The sequence below is a fragment of the Chamaesiphon sp. OTE_20_metabat_361 genome, from assembly GCF_031364565.1.
In genome coordinates this window covers 1-3983 of sequence record NZ_JANLWO010000622.1, presented here as the reverse complement: position 1 = coordinate 3983, position 3983 = coordinate 1, and the positions used below count along the sequence as shown (strand labels likewise).

Genomic DNA, 3983 nt, shown 5'->3' with positions numbered 1-3983 from the left:
GCCAATCTAATTGCTGGCTGGTGCTGGCAAACGATCGGTTCTGGATTTACATTTACCGTTGGTGCCTTTTTTGCTTGTTTGGCTACTCTTATTCTGTTGATTGGCAGCGGGGAGGAATAGTGTTTTAGTGGATAGTGTTTTAGTGGATAGTGTTTTAGTGGATAGTGAATAGTGGATAGTGGATAGTGGATAGCTACCCAATTATCAATTATCAATTATCAATTAATTTAACTTAGCGTCGATCGGTTGCTGGTGCGAGCGGCTCTAAGATCTGATTTAAGACCCGTAATTGATCGGCGGTACCCATACAAATCAGCATGTCGCGGTCTAAAATCATCGTCTCACCAGTGGGGCCAACGATCAGATTACCGTCGCGCCGCCGGATGGCTAAAACTAGCGAACCAGATTGGGAGCGCAATCGGGCTTCGCGCAATGATAAACCAGCCACCGGACAAAGCTGCGCTTCGATCTCAAACTCCTCCATATAAAACGATCGATCGCTCGCCACGATCCCATCCATAAAATCCATTACCTGGGGGCGTAAAGCCGCTGCTGCCATCCGTTTGGCACCAGTGATGTAGGGTGAGATCACCTTATCTGCACCAGCCCGCTGGAGCTTCTGGACGGCTTCTTCGTTACTAGCGCGGGCGATTGCCCGAATATTGGGATTGAGAGTTTTGGCAGAGAGGATGATATAGAGATTTTCCGCATCAGATGGCAGTGCTGCAACTAGACAGTTGGCTTTTTCTACACCCATTTTTAGCAGCGTTTCATCGAGAGTCGCATCGGCTTGAATTGCGCTATAGCCCTCGGATTGAGCGATTTTAACTTGTTCGCTACTCGCATCAGCTATGACAAATGCCGTACCTTCGGCTGCAAATTCACTGGCAATTTGTCGCCCAATTCGTCCAAAGCCACAGATGATAAAGTGTTCGGCTAAAGATTCCACGAGTTTTTGTTGTTGTCTGAGTCTTCTACCTTCGATGAAATAGCCTTCGATGAGGGCTTCGGTAAAGCGGTTGACAATATAACCGATGGTAATTACCCCAGCCAAAATTAGGGCAATGGTAAAAATTCGACCGCGATCTCCCAGTGGTTGAGTCTCGCCATAGCCGACAGTGGTGAGCGTAATGATGGTCATGTAGACCGCATCCAACCAACGCCATTGCTCCACCAGCCAATACCATAGCGTTCCGGTAATAAATACTAGGGTGAGGGCAATACCACCCCGTTGCAAATCTTTTCTGATGCGACGGTATTTTTGCTCTACGGAGTCCATCAGCGCAGGTATGGAGATTAGATTGTTGGGAGTTTAGACATTTTTACTCCAGATTGGCGATCGCCATTCATCAAGACAATATGGATACTACTACACCACGTGACAGCAATATCCAGATTATCTCCAAGGTGCGATCGACTACCAGTCGAAACTACAATCCAGGAATATTTAGTCCGCTAGTGAGTAATTCCATCCGCTCGCGCATCGTAGCGGTGGACTTGTCATAGGCGTCCATCATGGCGTCGAGGACTAGTTGAGAGAGTTCTTCGGGACTCTTGCTAGCTGCATCCGCGCCGATACTAACTCTGCGGGGTTCTTGATTACCGCTCAAAGTGACACTAACGTCACCTGCTTGCCCTTCAATTTCCATCTGCTCCAATTCTTCTTGGAGCTTTTTGGCATCTTCTTGTACCTGCTGAGCTTTTTTGAAGGCATCGGCAAGTTCTTTCATTTTGCCGAGACCGAAACCGCCAAATCCTTGTCCTTTAGTCATAATCTTTTAGTTTTTAGTCAATTTAAACAATATCCCATCTTACTGGAGTCAGGGAATGCGGGGGTGAGGGTATCCGTAATTAGGCTTTAGGTTTTAGGCTTTGGGCTTTGGGCTTTAGGAATACCAACTATCGATCGCACTAACTATATCTTAGCCAATTAGAGTTTGGGAGTTAAGATGCTCGATAACCCGATTTAAGTAGGTTGGCATAATTATTTTAAATACCAGAATCAACCCTAACCTATGTGGCGGGCAGTGCCCACCCTACTGTAACTGAGAACTGAGATCCCTAATCCTCAATCCCTAGAGCCTAAAGCCTAATCCCTAAAGCCTAAAGCCTAATCACTAAAATTCGCCGAGCATTTTAACTTCTGGTTCGAGTTCGATCGAGTATTTAGCTCTGACTTGGCTTTTAACGTAGTAGATCAACTCTAAAATTTCACTAGCCTTGGCATCTTTACGATTAATAATAAAATTAGCATGAAGGGTGGAGACTTCAGCATCGCCAATCCGGTGCCCCTTGAGTCCTAAGCCTTCAATTAAAGCCGCTGCATAGAGCGGGGTAGGATTGCGGAAAACGCTGCCACAGCTAGGTCTGTCGTATGGTTGTTTGCTATGACGCTTTTCTAAGTCCCGGAATGTCCGCGCTTTGATATCTTCGGGATCTTCTGCTGTGAGGAGTTGAAATTTGGCACTGAGGACGATCCGCGCATCGCCTTGCAGATTGGATGTCCGATAACTATAGTTTAAATCCTGATTGGTCAGCGTTTCGATCGAGCCATCGAGGTTTAATACTTCGGTGCTGACTAAAATCTCTTGAGTACTGTGCCCATGCGCGCCAGCATTCATTACCACAGCACCACCTACAGTGCCCGGTATCCCCGCTGCCCACTCCATTCCACCCCAACCCTTACGAGCTGCTTGCCAAGCTAGGCTGGCGACCATTTTACCTGCGTCTGCGACGATCGATTGAGTCTCACGATCGAATTGAGTATCTACATGTCGTAAATGTCGAGTGCAGATCGTTAAACCTGCCAAACCCCGATCGCTAATTAATAAGTTCGATCCCGCCCCAATCACCGTAATTTGGAGACCTTGCTGTTTTGCCCAAGCTAGTCCAGCTTGCGTCTCAACTAGGGTTTTGGGTTCGAGATACCACTGCGCCAATCCACCTACTTTCCAAGTCGTCAAGCCTTTGAGCGATACACCAGCTCGCACCAGGCAATCTGTTGGTACTTCCACATCTCGATCGGTATTTGCTGCAACTTTGACTGATTGCTGAATCTGAGTAGTGAGAGTAGGTGACGCCGCCGGGGTGACGCTGCGGGAACGATCTTGAGAAAGTGTCATGGTGGAAAGGTAAGGTAGTGTGGTGAAACCGGGGTTAGTCAATCGCAATCCGAAGCGAATCAGTATCTAGCTCAAGCTCGATCGATTACAAAATAGTATGAAGTCGATCGGGCGAGAGTTTCATGAAAGTAGTGGGAATCGTTGCATAATACACTAAATCTCAGATATTTAGACTACAATTTTTGGTTAGACAATTCCAGCAGTGGTTTGATACGAATCAACAATGCTCGGAATAATCTGATTGAGATTGCCAGCTCCCAGGAACAGGCAAATGTCTCCGGGCTGGAGTTGCTGAGTCAGGAATTGAGATACAGCTTCGAGCGTCGGTTGGTAGCAAACATGCTGGTGGTAAAGACCGATCTGTTCGACTACTTTTTCGCCACTGACAACACCAGTATCGGCCTCGCCAGCACTATAAATATCTGTAATAATTACTAAGTCAGCATCTGTAAAAGATTGGGCAAACTCAGTCAGAAATTCCAAAGTACGGCTGTATCGATGGGGTTGGAAGACGGCGACTACCCGACGCTCTGTCCCGACACGCAAGCGCGCGGCACTGAGTGTAACCAAGATCTCACTGGGATGGTGAGCGTAGTCATCGATGAAAGTAATGTTATTCTGGTAACCTCGAAGTTCAAAGCGTCGCTTGGCACCATCAAAAGTCCCTAAACCACTAGCGATTGCTGGAAATTCCAAGCCGATCTTCCGACCGACGGCGATGACTGCTAGTGCATTACTCAAATTGTGTTTGCCTAATACCCCTAACTTTAGGATGCCCAATAATTTGCCATATTCATATACATGTGCAGAAGTTCCTGCAGCATGATACTCAATGTTGTCGGCGGTATAGTCGGCAGCTTG

General features: G+C 47.1%; 4 protein-coding genes. All 4 read right to left on the bottom strand.

Annotation, left to right across the window (positions count from 1 at the left end; genetic code table 11):
- Positions 1 to 232 precede the first annotated feature (232 nt).
- A complete protein-coding gene (locus tag RMO35_RS17830; RefSeq protein ID WP_309742748.1) occupies positions 233 to 1279 on the bottom strand; it encodes a potassium channel protein in 1047 nt (348 codons plus the stop codon).
- Positions 1280 to 1430: 151 nt separating this feature from the next.
- Positions 1431 to 1772, bottom strand: coding sequence for a YbaB/EbfC family nucleoid-associated protein (locus RMO35_RS17825; protein WP_309742746.1), 342 nt, complete (start codon positions 1770 to 1772; stop codon positions 1431 to 1433).
- Between the two features lie 345 nt (positions 1773 to 2117).
- Positions 2118 to 3122: a UDP-N-acetylmuramate dehydrogenase gene (murB, locus tag RMO35_RS17820; protein ID WP_309742743.1), complete on the bottom strand. Its 1005-nt coding sequence runs from the start codon at positions 3120 to 3122 to the stop codon at positions 2118 to 2120.
- Between the two features lie 186 nt (positions 3123 to 3308).
- Positions 3309 to 3983, bottom strand: a 675-nt coding sequence (locus RMO35_RS17815) for a glutamate ligase domain-containing protein (RefSeq protein ID WP_309742741.1), incomplete at its 5' end; no start/stop codon positions are given.

Excerpts from the sequence above, each read along its gene's own strand:
- RMO35_RS17830 (WP_309742748.1), bottom strand. The coding sequence starts at position 1,279 with ATGGACTCCGTAGAGCAAAAATACCGTCGCATCAGAAAAGATTTGCAA.
- RMO35_RS17825 (WP_309742746.1), bottom strand. The coding sequence starts at position 1,772 with ATGACTAAAGGACAAGGATTTGGCGGTTTCGGTCTCGGCAAAATGAAA.
- murB (WP_309742743.1), bottom strand. The coding sequence starts at position 3,122 with ATGACACTTTCTCAAGATCGTTCCCGCAGCGTCACCCCGGCGGCGTCA.